The sequence below is a fragment of the Streptomyces sp. NPDC094143 genome, from assembly GCF_040303825.1.
In the GTDB taxonomy this organism is placed as follows: domain Bacteria; phylum Actinomycetota; class Actinomycetes; order Streptomycetales; family Streptomycetaceae; genus Streptomyces.
This window is the reverse complement of record NZ_JBEOTZ010000005.1, coordinates 85,015-98,563: the sequence shown is the minus strand read 5'-3', so window position 1 is coordinate 98,563 and position 13,549 is coordinate 85,015. Positions and strand designations below refer to the sequence as shown.

Sequence of the window (13,549 nt, the reverse complement as noted above, 5' to 3'; positions counted from 1 at the left end):
GGGCCGGCATCCTGCCTCCGGCCGGCACTTCCCTTGAGCGCCCTGGTCGACCAGCCGGTCCGGCCGGGGCGCTCGGTCGTGCCGCACCGGACGCGGCGCCTAGGTGAGTGCCTGGACCGCGTAGAGGGCGCCGATCGTGGCGGCGAGGCTGCCCAGCAGGAGGCGGAGGGCGCCTTCGGGCATCCGGGGCTGGAGGCGGGCGCCCAGGTAGCCGCCGGTCAGCCCGCCCAGTCCGCAGGCCAGTCCGAGCAGCCAGTGCGGGGCGATGTCGCCGCCGCCGGTGAGGGCGAGCAGTCCGTAGGTGCCGGCGCCGGCCAGGGAGGTCAGGAAGGTGGAGGCGAGCGCGGCCGGGGCGACCTGGGCGACGGGCATGCCCCGGCCGACCAGGACGGGTCCGAGGATGGAGCCGCCGCCGATGCCGTAGATGCCGCCGATCGTGCCGACGGCCAGCGCCAGGGTGGTGATCGTGCGCGGTGCGGGCTCGTGCGGTGTGTGGCTGGCCGGTGTGCGGAGCGTACGGGCGATCAGCCAGAGTCCCAGGGGAAGCAGCAGGACGGCGACCAGGAGCCGGAAGACGACCGGTCCGGGGATGGCGAAGACACGGATGACGGCGCCGAGAACGACGCCGGGCAGCGTGCCCGCGATGAGCCTGCGGGTCAACGGGCCGTAGAGGCTGCCGTCGTGGCGGTAGCGCAGCAGCGCGCCCGGGCCGGCGACCACGTTGTAGAGCAGGTTGGTGGGGGTGACGGCGGGGCTCGGGACACCGAGGACGCTGAGCTGGACCGGCAGCAGGAACACGGCGCCGGAGACCCCGACCGGCGCGGTGACCAGGGCGATCAGGGCACCGGCGGTGAAGGCGAGCAGTGACCCTGACCAGTCCGACCCCATCCTCGTTCCCTGCTCCGTTTGGTGTCCGATGCCTGATGGCCGTTGTCGGACGTCCGGTGTCCGGTGCCCGGCGCCGGGACCGGGTCATCCGTCAACGCAGCCTCCGGCTCCCGGCGTTACGGGCCCTGCGGACTCAGTGGAATTCGTGAACCAGCTCGATCCTGCCGACGATGTGCGCGTTGAACTCGTCGAGCTCCTCGGCCGGCACCCACAGCTCAAGGATCGTCCGTCCGCCCGCCTGCTGCACCGGATACCTGCGCAGGAAGGCGGACTCGACCTCGAAGCGGGTGACGAAGCCGGCCCCGTCGTGCTTGACGTTCCAGTCCCGCGCGATCCTGACGGCGTAGTCCTCGTTGAGGACCGGGTAGAAGATCGGCTGCTCGGGAAGCCGGGGCGGCCAGGCGCGCCAGTCCAGCCCGCGCACCAACTCCAGCTCCTTGGGACCGGTGGGACGCCACAAGGTCGTGGTCGCTTGCTGGTTGCTCACGGCAGTCGCTCCTGGTCGGGGCACCGCCGGATGCGGCCGCCCGGGAGCCCGACGGTATCGGCGGCCGCGCGTCAGCGGCCAGTTGTCATCCCCGGGTCCGCGGCGCCCTTCACGCGGTGACCTGCTTGGGCTCGCCGCCCGAGATGGCGATCTTGCGGGGCTTGGCATGTGCGGCCAGCGGGATGCGCAGGGTGAGCACGCCGTTGTCGTAGACCGCCTGGGCGGCGTCGGCGTCCAGAGCGTCGGACAGGGTCAGTCGGCGGCTGAACCGGCCGGTGGGCCGCTCGGTGAGGACGGGCCTGGCCCCGGCCGGGACCGGGGAAGGGCGCTCGGCGCTCAGCAGGAGCGTGCCCCGCTCCACGGTCACCTCGATGCTGGAGCGGTCCATGCCCGGCAGATCGAACTGGACGAAGAACGCGTCGTCGTCGCGCCAGACGTCGGCCGGGATGACGGTGCCGGCCGTGGCGTTCTGTGCGAGCTGACGCGTCATCCGGTCCAGCTCCCCCGGAGCGCCGGTGCGCACAAGCATTCCCACTTCTCCCTTCACTCCTGGACGGCGGCCCGCACGGCCGCGGCCGTGACCCACAAGATCCGCCCTTTCCGTATAGCCCAACGGCAGGAGGATTGACAAGTGCCGACTGGACCAACTTGATACGGGCAGACTCAATCTGTGGCGTCGGGGATCCGGTCAGGCGTTCGGTGCGGTACAGCGGGAGTCCAGTGCGCCACGGCCACCGGTGACCGGCCTCGAACGGCGTCCACGTCGGGTTCCGGCCCGCAGCGGAAGTGGCCGCGCGGTTCGGGGGCGCCCGGGCCGCGGTCGTGTCACAGCCACCCGTTGCGGCGGAAGGCCCGGTACAGCAGTCCCGCTCCGAGGCCCATCACGGCCAGCGCGCACGGATAGCCGTAGCGCCAGCTCAGCTCCGGCATGTCCGCGAAGTTCATGCCGTAGATCCCGGCGACCATGGTCGGGATGGCCAGGATGGCCGCCCAGGCGCTGATGCGGCGCATGTCGTCGTTCTGCCAGGTGCTCACCTTCGCCAGGTGGGCGTCCAGGGCGGAGCCGAGCAGATCGTCCAGGGCGCGGACCTCGGTGTCGGTGCGGGTGAGGTGGTCGGTGACGTCACGGAAGTACGGCACGAGCTGCCGTGGCCAGGCGTCGGCGGGCCTGGTGAGGTCGTGCAGGACGGGGACCAGTGGCTGGACGGCGTCGCGGAACTCCACCACCTCCCGCTTGAGGGAGTAGATCTGCTCCGTCAGGTCGTCCCGGGCGGGTGAGAACACGCACCGTTCCAGTTCGGTGAGGTCCGCGCGGACCTGGGACGCGGCCTGGGCGTAGGCGTCGACGATCACGTCGGTGACGGCGTGGAGGACACTCGCCGGTCCGAGCCGTGCCAGCTCCGGGGCCTTCGCCAGCCGCCGGGCCGCCTCCACCGTCGGGTCGAGTGTGCCGTGCCGGACGGTCAGGGCGAAGGACGGCCCGAGGAAGATCATCACCTCGCCGGTCTCCACGTCCGCCGTCCGCTCGACGAACCACAGGGTCTTCAGCGCGACCGCCAGCACGTCACCGTAGCGTTCCTGCTTCGGCCGCTGGTGCGCCGTCACGGCGTCCTCGATCGCCAGGGGGTGCAGGTCGAGGTACTCCCCCAGGCGCTGCAGCTCGCCCTGGCCCGGTTCGTCCATGCGGATCCAGGCGAACTCGTCCGGCTTCAGCACGGCCAGGCGGTCCAGGGTGACGCGGCACCCGTCGTCCTCCTCCTGGCAGTCGAGCTGTTCGCATTCGCCTGTCTGCTCTCGGTAGATCGCGCACTCCATGCCCTCTCGGATGCGCCCGCCGCCGCGTTCCATGCACGGACGGCACGCACACTCGCGGCCCGCGCGTCGTCTGCACCCGGTGGTCACCAGACCCTCACATCCGCGCGCTGCCGCCGGGCTCCGTTGTGGGAACCCGGCCAGGAATGCCGACCGGGAGGGAACGGGGCTGTGATCACTGTCGCCGTGCTGCTGCTGCCGGCCCTGGGCGTGCTGCTGTACGCCATGGACCGCATCGAGGACCGGTTGTCGGCCCGCCCGCGTGCGGCCCGGCACGCCCGCAAACGCCATCTGCGTCTGGTGCACGACGCCGGCCCGCCTCCCGCCCGGCGCGGTGCGTCCCGGCGTTCGTCCCGCCGTTCGGCACGGCGGGGCGCGGCCGCCTGACGGTCCCTCAATGCCGTGGTTGAGCAGGGATCCGGGGGTACCCGGGCTGTATGAAGCTGCGTCTTCCCGGGCGGAACGAGCACCATGGCAGCCACGAGTCTGCGGAGCGTGCGATCCCGCCGCCCGAGGAGGTGGGGCCCGGGCCCGCGGTGGAGCGGCGCGCACCGGACACGCCGACGCAGCTGCCCAAGCGGGCGTGGGCGGCGGTGCTGAAGGGCAGCCTGCGCGAGTTCCAGGACGACGAACTGACCGACCGGGCGGCCACACTGACCTACTACGGTCTGCTGTCGCTGTTCCCGGCCCTGCTGGTCCTGGTGTCGCTGCTCGGCCTGACCGGCAAGGCCGCGACGGACACGGTGGTGGACAACGTCGGACGGCTCGCTCCCGGCTCCGTCCGCGACATCGTCACCGGGGCGGTCACGCAGTTGCAGGACAACGCCGGCATCGGCTCGGTCATGGCGCTCGTCGGCATCGTCCTGGCGGTGTGGTCGGCCTCGGGGTACGTGGCCGCGTTCATGCGCGCGGCCAACCGGGTCTACGACATGCCGGAGGGCCGTCCCCTGTGGAAGATCCTTCCGGTGCGGGTCGGGCTCACGGTCGCCCTGATGGTGCTCGCCGTCGCCAGCGCCCTGATCGTCGTCTTCACCGGTGCCCTGGCCCGGCAGGCCGGGACGGCTCTCGGGATCGGCGACACGGCGCTCATGGTGTGGTCGGTCGCCAAGTGGCCCGTCCTGGTGGTCCTGGTCACGGCCATGATCGCCCTGCTGTTCTGGGCCAGTCCGAACGCCAGGGTGAAGGGGTTCAGGTGGATCACACCGGGCAGCTTCCTCGCCCTGGTCATCTGGATGCTCGCGTCCGCGGGCTTCGCGTTCTACGTCGCCGAGTTCGCCACGTACAACAAGACGTACGGCACGATGGCCGGCGTCATCGTCTTCCTGGTCTGGCTGTGGATCAGCAACCTGGCGATCCTCCTCGGCCTGGAATTCGACGCGGAGATCGTCCGGCAGCGGTCGATCGCGGGCGGCCTGCCGCCCGAGAAGGAGCCCTACACCGAGCCGCGTGACACCAGGAAGTGGACCGAGAAGGACGTACGCCGGCTGGACGAGGCGTGACCGGCGCCGCCGCGGGGGCGACGATCGGGTCCGGCACGATTGGGCCGGTTCACTCGCCGCAATCTGGACAACCGCAGATCATGAGATTGCTGACGGGCTTGTTCGAAGCTGATCTGGATCTGACGGAGAAGGTGGCGTCCCGTACCCCGCGGAGTGTCGCGAAGGTGCTGTCGGCGGTGGAGGAGTCCGCGGAGAGCTCGAAGCTGTGGTGTGCGGCCGCCGTCGCCATGGCCTCGCTGGGCGGATGGCGGGGCCGCAAGGCGGCCGCGGCCGGGCTTGGGGCCCTGGTGGTGGCGCAGCTGGTGTCGAACGGGTTGTGCAAGCAGCTCGCCGACCGTCCCAGGCCGCCCGCGGAACGGATACCGCACGACGAGGTCGCCGACCGCCCCGACTCCTCCTCGTTCCCTTCCGGGCACACCGCGGCCGCGACCGCCTTCACCGCCGCCGTCGCGCCGGTCTGGCCGGTCGCCGGTGCGGTATGCGCCGTTCCGGCGGCCGCGGTGGCGGTGGAGCGGGTGCAGTCGGGCGCCCACTACCCGAGCGACGTCGCCGCCGGTGCGGCGATCGGGCTGGCCGCCGCCTGGCTCATCCGCCGTACCCCACGCCTGATTCTGCGGAACTGGCTGTAGGAGTGCCGGTCAGCGGGCCGTACGGCGGCGGCGCCCCGGCTGCCGAGGCAGCGTCACCAATAGTGCCGACGGCCCGCGACCGAGCGTCCCATGGAGCCCATGATCCACAGGACGGCGCCGATGACCGCGAGGATGAGACCGATGGTCCACAGGATCGATATGCCGGTGACCAAGCCGATGACCAAAAGGATGATGCCGAGTAGGAGCATGACCGCCTCCGGTGTGTGAGGAGTGCTGCTTCACCGTGTACCCCGGTGCCGACGCGGGGAACTGCCGTGGCCGTTCAATTCGAAACCGGCGGCGTGACGCGATCCTGGAACCGGCTGCGTCACGTCACGGAACCGGCCGCGTGACGCGCTTCAGTGCCCGGCGGCCGCCTTCACCAGGGCCACCGCCACACCGATCACCGCGTCGGCGAGGCCGGCCGCCACCGCCGTCAGGGTGCCGCCGCCCATGCGCAGCCCGCCCAGGCAGCCCCACAGGAAGAGGGACACGACCCCGACTCCGGCGGCCGTCGACAACGCGGCGGACAGGGACAGCACGTCCAGCGCGGCCAGAGCGATCAGCACGGCCGGACCCACGGCGCAGGACAGCAGAGGGCTGCTGACGTACAGCATGCGGCGCAGCTCGTGGCCGGTGGCGAAGCGGCGACGGACGGTGCGGTGTGCCTGCTGGTCGGCGACGAAGGCGGCGAGCCACAGCCCGACGGCGGTCGTCACCACCGTGGCGACGGCGCCGAGGGCACCCACCTCGCCGAGGGACAGGCCGACCACCACGGCGATCATCGTGATCGTGGCGTAGATGCGCTCCTTCAGACGGTCCGCCAGGACACCCGCCGCCGCGTCGGGCTCCAAAGCCGCTCGCCGGTCGTCCGCCACCTGATGCCCCTCACGTCCTGGGACGCGCGCCGGGCGCGCCCCGGCTCGGTCGTCGCGGTACGCACACCGCGCAGCCCGGTCACGGTCACCAGCATGCCCCCGGTCGTCGCCCGGAGGCGGCACCGAACGGTCGCGGCGTCCGGTTATCGCGAGGTCGGGGCGGCGGCGTCGCTGCAGGGTGCCTCGGCCAGGGCGATGCGGGCGGTGATGCGTTTGCCGACCGCCTCCTGCTCCATGAAGAGGTTCTCGGTGACCGCCTTCACGATCTCCAGGCCGTGCTGGCCGACCCTGCCGGGATCGGCCGCCCGGGCCGCGGGGACCGTGGGATCGCTGTCCCAGACGACGATCTCCACCGCGCGGGTGGTCAGGCGCAGTTCCATCAGGACCGGGCCGGGGGCGTACTTGCGGGCGTTGGTCACGAGCTCGCTGACCACCAGCTGCGTGAGGTCCTTCGCACGGGCCGACACAGGCACGTGATGGTCGTCGCCGGCCTCGTCGAGGAAGGCGGCCGCGTGGTGCCGGGCGTCCGCGATGCAGCGGTCCTCGCCGCCCAGGGCGTAGCCGGCCCGCATCACGTGCTCTTCCGGCGCCGTACAGTCGTCACCGTCGCCATCAGATCCCATCGGTCTCGTCCTCACTCCCCGTCATGGGCGCGCCAGTACCCCAGTGTGGCCGTGGCATGCAGTACGGAGGGGGCACGAAATCGCCACTCGGGTGCATCCGACCGCGTCCGTGGGGCAGAATCACCGGCGCGACCTGCCCCGAGGGGGCAAGCCTAGATTGCAGTCGAGGAGACCGTGGCCCACACCGAGCAAGCCGACCGGCCCAGCCGGCTCTCCGCGGACCATCGCGTGGTCGAGGGGGTCCGTGTCGTCACCCTGCGGGGCGAGATCGACCACGACGTCCAGGACGTGCTCAGGGGAGCTCTGCTGGGCGCCGACGGGGCGGGACCGGCGCGGATCGTCGCCGATCTCAGCGGTGTGACGTTCATGGACTCCAGCGGCATCAACGTCTTCGTCGCCGCCCACCAGCAGGTGAGCAACGAGGACGGGTGGGTGCGCATCGCCGGCGCGCAGCAGTCCGTGTTGCGCGTCCTGCAGCTGGTCGGCGTGGACACTCTGATCCCGTGCCACCCCACGACCGAACAGGCCCTGACCGCTTGACCGCCCCCGGGGCAGCCGTGTGAGGTTTTTCTCGTCCCGGGCGAGAGCCATCCTCCCGCCCGGGACGAACGCGTCCTCGGCGAGGCCGTCGACCGTGCGCGGAGCGTGGCGCCCGGGCTGACGGTCACCACGGTCATGGTGACCGGTGACACGGTCCCGGTGCTGGAGGCTCAGTCGCGGGCGGCGGACCTGCTCGTCCGCGGGGCCCGCGGGGTGGGGCTTCCTCGGCATGCTGCTGGGCTCGACGGCGGCGTACAGCCGCCGCCCGGTGATGCTGGCCCGCGCGGAGCCCGCCGGGCCGGGCCCGAGCGTGCGGTGTGCCGACGGTTCGCCCGCGGGCGCGGCAGCGGTCGGGTTCGCGTTCGCCGAGGCCTCGCCACGCGGCGGAGATCGCCGCCGTGCACACCCGGCTGCCGGATCGCGCACCGGCCGGTACCGGCGTGGAGAGCCCGAGCGGCTCTCGGCGCCGCGCTCGCCGGACACGCCGAGAGGTACCCGGACGTCACGGTGCGGCAGGAGGTCGCCGGTGGTGAGATCCAGCAGGTGCTGATCGAGCGAAGCCGGACCGCCCAGCTGGTGGCGGCGGGCGCCCGGAGCCGAGGATGCTTCGCCGGTCTGCTGCTCGGCCCGGCGAGTCAGGCGCCGCCGCACCACGGGCACGGTTCCGTGGTCGTCGTCCGCGGTCCGGCGTGATCTGACCGGCCGGCGCCCCGCGTGCCGGTCGCACGGGCGGTGCGCGGGGCGGGCGTCGGCCGGCCGGTGCCGAGGTCACTCGGGCCAGTCGGAGTTCTGGATGACGTCGACGAAGTCGGTGCGGCGGAAGCCGGGGACGAAGTGCTCCAGGACGTCGGCGTTCACCGTGCCGAACGTGGTCTGCGGGCGGTGCCGGAAGCCCTCCGCGAACGCCCGCAGGATCTGCCGCTTGAAGTCCGGGCGGGGGTGGGCCGCGGTGACCTCTTCGATCCGGTCCCGGCCGAGGCGGCCCAGGTGCAGGCCGAGTACGTCGGTCTCCACCCCTGCCGTGGTCGCCGCGATCTCCGGCGCGAGCTTGTACGGCACCTCCGGCGTGGTGTGCAGGGCGACGGCCGTCCAGACCGTCTGCGCGTCGGCTTCGGACAGGCCGTGGGTGAGCAGGAACGCCCGGGCCTGGTCGGCGCCGTCCATCTCGAAGCGCTGGTCGTCGCTGCGGTACGGGGCGACCAGGCCGGTGTCGTGGAACAGCGCCGCCACGTAGAGCAGTTCGGGGTCGGGGCGCAGCCCGAGCTCCGCGGCCCGCAGACTGCCGAACAGGTACACCCGCCGCGAGTGGTGGAAGATGAGCGGCGGCGTCGTGCTGCGGATCAGTTCCGTGGCCTCACGGGCCAGCTTGCTGTCGGGGATCTCGACACCGGCGATCTTCTCGGTCATGACTGGCTCTCCTCGGCAGGGGGTGATCGGTCCCTCAACCCTCCGTCGGCCGAGGGCCCGGCGTCCGCTACCGGATGGCCGACAACCCCTCGGAAACGGCCATGCCCGTGCCGGTCGTGCCGAAGCGGCGCTGGTACTTCGTCGGAGAGATGCCCAGGTGCCGGGCGAAGGCGCGGCGCAGGCTCTCGTAGCTGGGGAAACCGGACCGCGCGGCCGCCTCGGTGGCGTTGTGCCCGGAGTCCAGCAGCGCCTTCGCCCGGTCGAACCGGATCAGCTCCACGTACCGCATCGGTGTGGTGTCCAGCTCCGTGCGGAACATCCGGGTCAGATGCCGGGGGCTGACCCGCACGCGGGCGGCGAGCGTCTCCAGGCTGTGGTCAGCCGCGGGGTCGGCCTGTACGACGTCCTGGACCTGCCGCAGCACCGGTGTCTGCGGGGCCGGGCCCTGGAGCGAGGCGGAGAACTGGGACTGTCCCCCGGCCCGTTGCATGTACACCACGAGGGAGCGGGCCACGCTGCGGGTCAGGTCGGGTCCGTGCTCCTGCTCCACCAGGGCGAGGGCCAGGTCGATCCCGGCCGTGACACCGGCCGAGGTGTGGAGCGAGCCGTCCCGGACGAAGAGCGCGTCCGGCTCGACTCGCGCGGTGGGGCAGCGGCGGGCCAGCAGCTCGGTGTGCTGCCAGTGCGTCGTCGCTCGTCTGCCCTCGAGCAGGCCCGCCGCGCCGAGGATGAACGCGCCGGTGCAGATGGACGCGACCCGGCCGGCGCGGGTCGCCAGGGTCCGCGCGGCGGCGGCCAGGCGCGGGTCCACCGGCCCGTGGGGCACGTCGTCGCCGCCCACCACCAGCAGGGTGTCGAAGGCGGGGGCGTCGGTGACGTCGGCGTCGACCGGCACCCGGACGCCGATGGACGTGGAGACCGGGGTTCCGCCGACCGACACGAGGGTCAGCCGGTAGTGGGCGCCGTACCGGTTGGCCTCGCTGAACACCTCGGCCGGCCCGGACAGGTCCAGCATCTTCATGCCGTCGAAGACGAGTACACCGACGCGGTGCTCGTTCGGCTTCATCGTCCTCACCCTGGGGGATCCCGGCTCCCCGGCGGGAGCGCGTACTCTCTCCCCCATTGTCCCCGCCGCCGGCGGCGCGGATCGCGCGGTGGAGCCGGGTGCGGTGACGCGGGCTCGCCGGGAGTGAGCGCGGGTCCGCCCGAGGGGTTTGCCGCCGTGGCCCCGGCCAGGGCCGCCGTGCCGCCCGGCCTCCCGGCCCCCCGGTGCATGTCGGCCGCCGAGCGTGGAAGTGTATGTATGTTCAACCGGCACATAGCACGGACATATGAGGTCACCGGCCTGCGGGGGAACCAGTGGGAACACACCATGAGTTGGAGCACCGACCATGCACACCACCCCCCGCGTGCGCTTCCATGTTCTCGGTCCTCTGGAGATCTGGGAGGGTGAGAAACGGATCAAGCCCGGTGGTCCGGTCAACGAACGGGTCTTAGCCATGCTGCTGCTGGAAGCGGGACGGATCGTTCCGGTCTCCCGGCTGGTCCAGGCGGTCTGGGAGGAGGAGCCGCCGTCCACGGCGGTGCACCAGGTCCGCAAGGCGGTCGCCGAACTGCGCCGGCGCCTGCCCTCCGGCCACGAGGTCATCGTCACCGAGCCGCCCGGCTACCGCGTGGTGCTCGACGACGGCCAGCTGGACCTGCGGATGTTCGACATCAGGGTGCGCCGCGCACAGGAGGCCCGCGCCGAAGGCCTTCTTGACAACGCTGTCATACAGTTGAAGTCCGGACTGGAATCGTGGCGCGGTCCCATCCTCGGCGGCGCCGGCGGTCCCGTCATCGACGCCGCCGCGGCCGTGTGGGAGGAACGGCGGCTGACCGCCTCCGAGCAGTGCTTCGAACTGCGGCTCGACCAGGGCGAGTCGAGCGGCCTCGTCGGCGAACTGCGCGAGGCCGTCACCGCACACCCCTACCGCGAGGTGCTGCGCGGCCACCTGCTGCTGGCCCTCTACCGCGCCGGACGGCAGGCGGAGGCCCTGGAGGAGTACACGCGGCTGCGGACCTCGCTGGCCGAGGAGCTCGGCATCGACCCCGGGCCCAAACTGGCCGCGCTGTACGAGCAGATCCTGCGCGCCGACCCGGACCTGGACGCCCCGCCGGTGCCCGAGGACATGAAGGAACCGCCGTTCGCGGTCGCCGGGACCTCTCCGTGCACGCTGCCGTACGACCTGGCGGACTTCACCGGGCGCCAGGAGGAGATACGGCGGCTCACCACCGCGCCGCCCGCCGAGGGCGACCGCACCAGCCCGCACATCCTGCTGATCGACGGCATGGGCGGCAGCGGCAAGACGGCCCTGGCCGTGCACGCGGCCCACCGGCTGGCCGACACCTACCCCGACGGGCAGCTCTACCTCGACCTGCGGGGGTTCACCCCCGGGGAGGAACCCCTGACCACGGGCACGGCACTCGGGGTGCTGCTGCGCGCGATGGGCGTCCCCGACAGGGCCGTACCCGAGGACCTGCTCAGCCGGGTCGCGCTGTGGCGGGTCACCAGTGCCCGCCGCCGGCTGCTGCTGGTCCTGGACAACGCGGTGGACGGCACTCAGGTCCGCCCGTTGCTGCCCGCCTCCCCCGGCGGCCTGGTCCTCATCACCAGCCGGGTCCGGCTGCCCGAACTGGAGGGCGCCGAGGGGCTGTCGCTCGGTCTGCTCACCGAGGAGGACAGCGTCGAGATGGTGCGCCGCATCCTCGGCGCGGACCGCGTGGCCGCCGAACCGGACGCCACCGCGCACCTGGTACGGCTGTGCGGCCGGCTGCCGCTGGCGCTGCGGGTGTCCGCCGCCCGCCTGCGCAAGCGCCCCCACTGGTCGCTGCACCACCTGACCGAGCGGCTCGGCGACGACTCCCGCATCATGGGCGAACTGGAGTCCGGGGACCGCAGCGTCGCGACGGCCCTGCGCATGTCGTACGACGCCATGAGACCCGAACACCGCGCCCACTTCCGCCTGTTGAGCCTGCACCCGGGAGCCGACTTCGCCGTGCCGGCCGCGGCGGCACTGCTGGACACCGATCCGCACAGCGCCGAGCGGACCCTGGAACACCTGCTGGACGTCCACCTGTTGCAGGAGTTCGAGTGGGGCCGGTACTCCTTCCACGACCTGGTGCACAGCTTCGCCCGCACCCTGCCGGCCGACGACGCCTCGCAGCGCTTCGCCGCGGTGCGCCGGCTGGCCGAGCGCACGGTGGCCGACCTGGAGCGTGCGTGCGACGCCCTGTTCCCCGGCCGGGTGCGCTACGGGTGCGCCCCGGTGACCGACGTCGCGTACGCCGCCCCGGCCCTGCGCGCGCAGGAGGCGCAGCAGTGGTTCGCCCAGGAGTGGCGCAACGTCGTGGCCGTCGTCCACCTGGCCGACCAGCACGGTCTGCACCGGCATGCCGCGTGGCTCAGTCGCGGCATCGGTTTCCACCTGCACGCCCAGAATCACTTCTCCGACTTCGAGCGGACGGCCCGGCTGGCCGTGGACAGCGCGCGCAAGGAGGGGGATCCGGAACTGCTGTGCGTCTCGCTGATCAACCAGGCGGTGGCCCAGTGGCAGCGTGACCTGTTCCGGGAGGGCATCGCCTCCTCCGAGGAGGCTCTGGAGATCGCCTCCGGCCTGGGCGACCCCCGCACTGAGGCGGCCTGCCTGAGCCGGCTCGGCGTCCTGTGCACCAGTGTCGGACGGCTGACGGACGCCGTCGGCTATCTGGAGCGTGCCGGTGACGCGCACCGCGCGCTGGGCTCCGCACGGGAGGAGGCGCAGGCACTGGCCAACCTGTGCTTCGCCAGGGAGCGGCTGGGGCGGCTGCCCGAGGCCGTGGAAGCCGGGGAACGGGCCGCCTCCCTGGCCCACCGCACGGGGGACGCGGGGATCGAGGTGACGGCGCTGGCCAACCTGGCGCTGGCGCTGCTGGGTCTGGAGCGGATCGAGGACGCGGCCGGGTGCCTGGAGCGCGCCCGGGCGCTGTGCGAGCCGTTGCGTTCGCCTGCGCTGACCTCGCTGGTGCTGAGCAATCTGGCGGAGGCGGAACTGGCGGCGGGGCGGGCGGACACGGCGCACGAGCACGCGGTGGCGGCGCTCGACCTGGCCCGCGGTCACGGGTCACGGGCCAGACAGGCCACGATCGAGAACGTGCTCGGGCGGATCGACGGGGCGCGTGGAGAACACCGGCGGGCCGTGGAACGCCATCGGGCGGCGCTGGCGCGGGCGACGGCCATCGGGCTGCGTACGGAGGTCGCCGGCTCGCACCGGGGGCTTGCCGAGTCCCTGCGCGTCCTGGGCGACGCGGCCGCCGCGGACCGGCACGGCCGCTCGGCACGGGAACACGCCACCGCGATGGCGTTGGGTGCGGAGGTGGGAAAACGCTGAGCGGGAAGGTGTGAGGCCGCCCGGCCCGGAGCAGGGACGAGCCACCCCGAAGCCGGAACGGCCGCCCCGCCTGCGAGGGGCGGGGCGGCCGCGGGTCCGGGGCGGGATGCCCTCGGGTCCGGGTCCGGGTCCGGGTCCGGGTTCGGGGGCGAGGGCGGAACGGTCGCGGGCCCAGAAGGCGGGACGGCCTCGGGCCCAGAAGGCGGGACGGCCTCGGGCCCAGAAGGCGGGACGGCCTCGGGCCCAGAAGGCGGGACGGCCTCGGGCCCAGAAGGCGGAACGGCCTCGGGCCCAGAAGGCGGAACGGCCTCGGGCCCAGAAGGCGGAACGGCCTCGGGCCCAGAAGGCGGAACGGCCTCGGGCCCAGAAGGCGGTAC

At 72.8% G+C, this 13,549-nt stretch carries 15 protein-coding genes; 6 read left to right on the top strand and 9 right to left on the bottom strand.

The annotated features are described in order from the left end of the window. Positions 1-99: 99 nt before the first annotated feature. From ABTZ58_RS08545 to ABTZ58_RS08530, 4 genes are all read right to left on the bottom strand, one after another. Entirely contained in the window at positions 100-888 is a 789-nt protein-coding gene (locus tag ABTZ58_RS08545) for a TSUP family transporter (protein WP_351352130.1), read from the bottom strand. 133 nt (positions 889-1,021) lie between these two features. Then, on the bottom strand, positions 1,022-1,375 hold the full coding sequence (locus ABTZ58_RS08540) for a hypothetical protein (RefSeq protein WP_351352127.1): 354 nt from the start codon (positions 1,373-1,375) through the stop codon (positions 1,022-1,024). 109 nt (positions 1,376-1,484) lie between these two features. Next, entirely contained in the window at positions 1,485-1,904 is a 420-nt protein-coding gene (locus ABTZ58_RS08535; RefSeq protein WP_351352124.1) for an Hsp20/alpha crystallin family protein, read from the bottom strand. 296 nt (positions 1,905-2,200) lie between these two features. Further along, complete coding sequence (locus ABTZ58_RS08530; RefSeq protein WP_351352121.1) at positions 2,201-3,223, bottom strand: magnesium and cobalt transport protein CorA; 1,023 nt, start codon at positions 3,221-3,223, stop codon at positions 2,201-2,203. Between the two features lie 135 nt (positions 3,224-3,358). On the opposite strand from ABTZ58_RS08530, the gene ABTZ58_RS08525 reads away from it, so the two are divergent. The 3 genes from ABTZ58_RS08525 to ABTZ58_RS08515 all read left to right on the top strand — a co-directional run bounded on the left by ABTZ58_RS08525 (position 3,359) and on the right by ABTZ58_RS08515 (position 5,315). Continuing rightward, positions 3,359-3,574, top strand: a complete 216-nt coding sequence (locus ABTZ58_RS08525; RefSeq protein ID WP_351352118.1) for a hypothetical protein — start codon at positions 3,359-3,361, stop codon at positions 3,572-3,574. 50 nt (positions 3,575-3,624) lie between these two features. Then, on the top strand, positions 3,625-4,686 hold the full coding sequence (locus tag ABTZ58_RS08520; protein WP_351352115.1) for a YihY/virulence factor BrkB family protein: 1,062 nt from the start codon (positions 3,625-3,627) through the stop codon (positions 4,684-4,686). 80 nt (positions 4,687-4,766) lie between these two features. Continuing rightward, a complete protein-coding gene (locus tag ABTZ58_RS08515) occupies positions 4,767-5,315 on the top strand; it encodes a phosphatase PAP2 family protein (protein WP_351352112.1) in 549 nt (182 codons plus the stop codon). Between the two features lie 53 nt (positions 5,316-5,368). Here ABTZ58_RS08515 and ABTZ58_RS08510 read toward each other — a convergent pair whose 3' ends face one another. The 3 genes from ABTZ58_RS08510 to ABTZ58_RS08500 form a co-directional block, all read right to left on the bottom strand. Beyond that, entirely contained in the window at positions 5,369-5,524 is a 156-nt protein-coding gene (locus ABTZ58_RS08510; protein WP_351352109.1) for a DUF6131 family protein, read from the bottom strand. 150 nt (positions 5,525-5,674) lie between these two features. After that, positions 5,675-6,193 (bottom strand): hypothetical protein, encoded by a 519-nt coding sequence (locus tag ABTZ58_RS08505; protein WP_351352106.1) that lies wholly within the window; start codon positions 6,191-6,193, stop codon positions 5,675-5,677. 143 nt (positions 6,194-6,336) lie between these two features. Then, a complete protein-coding gene (locus tag ABTZ58_RS08500) occupies positions 6,337-6,816 on the bottom strand; it encodes an ATP-binding protein (protein WP_351352103.1) in 480 nt (159 codons plus the stop codon). Positions 6,817-6,990: 174 nt separating this feature from the next. On the opposite strand from ABTZ58_RS08500, the gene ABTZ58_RS08495 reads away from it, so the two are divergent. Together ABTZ58_RS08495 and ABTZ58_RS08490 are read left to right on the top strand one after the other, a co-directional pair. Continuing rightward, positions 6,991-7,356 (top strand): STAS domain-containing protein, encoded by a 366-nt coding sequence (locus ABTZ58_RS08495; RefSeq protein WP_351352101.1) that lies wholly within the window; start codon positions 6,991-6,993, stop codon positions 7,354-7,356. Between the two features lie 507 nt (positions 7,357-7,863). After that, positions 7,864-8,049 (top strand): adenine nucleotide alpha hydrolase family protein, encoded by a 186-nt coding sequence (locus ABTZ58_RS08490; protein ID WP_351352098.1) that lies wholly within the window; start codon positions 7,864-7,866, stop codon positions 8,047-8,049. 75 nt (positions 8,050-8,124) lie between these two features. Here the strand turns inward: ABTZ58_RS08490 and ABTZ58_RS08485 are convergent, their stop codons facing one another. Together ABTZ58_RS08485 and ABTZ58_RS08480 are read right to left on the bottom strand one after the other, a co-directional pair. After that, positions 8,125-8,763 carry an HD domain-containing protein gene (locus tag ABTZ58_RS08485; protein WP_351352095.1) on the bottom strand — a complete coding sequence of 213 codons (639 nt, stop codon included), beginning with the start codon at positions 8,761-8,763 and terminating at the stop codon, positions 8,125-8,127. 67 nt (positions 8,764-8,830) lie between these two features. Further along, the gene (locus ABTZ58_RS08480; protein WP_351352092.1) at positions 8,831-9,829 is read right to left on the bottom strand and encodes a GlxA family transcriptional regulator; all 999 of its coding nucleotides are present in this window, start codon (positions 9,827-9,829) and stop codon (positions 8,831-8,833) included. Positions 9,830-10,154: 325 nt separating this feature from the next. Between ABTZ58_RS08480 and ABTZ58_RS08475 the strand changes: the two genes are divergently transcribed. Continuing rightward, positions 10,155-13,172 (top strand): AfsR/SARP family transcriptional regulator, encoded by a 3,018-nt coding sequence (locus ABTZ58_RS08475; RefSeq protein WP_351352089.1) that lies wholly within the window; start codon positions 10,155-10,157, stop codon positions 13,170-13,172. Positions 13,173-13,549: the final 377 nt, after the last annotated feature.

Bases quoted from the DNA above. Each gene is read 5' to 3' on its own strand.
- ABTZ58_RS08510 (WP_351352109.1), bottom strand. From the start codon at position 5,524: ATGCTCCTACTCGGCATCATCCTTTTGGTCATCGGCTTGGTCACCGGC.
- ABTZ58_RS08545 (WP_351352130.1), bottom strand. From the start codon at position 888: ATGGGGTCGGACTGGTCAGGGTCACTGCTCGCCTTCACCGCCGGTGCC.
- ABTZ58_RS08475 (WP_351352089.1), top strand. From the start codon at position 10,155: ATGCACACCACCCCCCGCGTGCGCTTCCATGTTCTCGGTCCTCTGGAG.
- ABTZ58_RS08520 (WP_351352115.1), top strand. From the start codon at position 3,625: ATGAAGCTGCGTCTTCCCGGGCGGAACGAGCACCATGGCAGCCACGAG.
- ABTZ58_RS08535 (WP_351352124.1), bottom strand. From the start codon at position 1,904: ATGCTTGTGCGCACCGGCGCTCCGGGGGAGCTGGACCGGATGACGCGT.
- ABTZ58_RS08485 (WP_351352095.1), bottom strand. From the start codon at position 8,763: ATGACCGAGAAGATCGCCGGTGTCGAGATCCCCGACAGCAAGCTGGCC.
- ABTZ58_RS08530 (WP_351352121.1), bottom strand. From the start codon at position 3,223: ATGGAACGCGGCGGCGGGCGCATCCGAGAGGGCATGGAGTGCGCGATC.
- ABTZ58_RS08500 (WP_351352103.1), bottom strand. From the start codon at position 6,816: ATGGGATCTGATGGCGACGGTGACGACTGTACGGCGCCGGAAGAGCAC.
- ABTZ58_RS08480 (WP_351352092.1), bottom strand. From the start codon at position 9,829: ATGAAGCCGAACGAGCACCGCGTCGGTGTACTCGTCTTCGACGGCATG.
- ABTZ58_RS08515 (WP_351352112.1), top strand. From the start codon at position 4,767: ATGAGATTGCTGACGGGCTTGTTCGAAGCTGATCTGGATCTGACGGAG.